Below are 416 nucleotides of genomic sequence, written 5' to 3' on the forward strand. Positions count from 1 at the left end.
AGTTAATGTAGCATACAAACCTGCTCAAGTACAAAAATCAGTACCAACTGTACCTGTTGCACATAACTACAATAAATCAGTTGCTAACAGAGGAAACTTATATGCTTATGGAAACTGCACATATTATGCTTTCGATCGTCGTGCACAATTAGGTAGAAGTATAGGAAGTTTATGGGGCAATGCAAATAACTGGAATTACGCAGCAAAAGTTGCAGGATTTAAAGTAGATAAAACACCAGAAGTTGGCGCTATTTTCCAAACAGCTGCTGGTCCATATGGACATGTTGGTGTTGTTGAATCTGTAAACCCTAATGGAACAATTACTGTTTCTGAAATGAACTATGCTGGATTTAATGTTAAATCTTCAAGAACAATTTTAAATCCAGGAAAATATAATTACATCCACTAAGTAATAT

Annotated in this window: 1 protein-coding gene; it reads left to right on the top strand. The window is 34.9% G+C overall.

Annotated features, from left to right (window positions below; translation table 11 throughout):
* On the top strand, nt 1–409 hold a 409-nt coding region (locus FMN63_RS30045; RefSeq protein WP_148581919.1), incomplete at its 5' end, for a CHAP domain-containing protein.
* Between the last annotated feature and the right edge of the window lie 7 nt (nt 410–416).

The organism is Stappia sp. BW2 (assembly GCF_008107695.1).
Taxonomy (GTDB): domain Bacteria; phylum Pseudomonadota; class Alphaproteobacteria; order Rhizobiales; family Stappiaceae; genus Roseibium.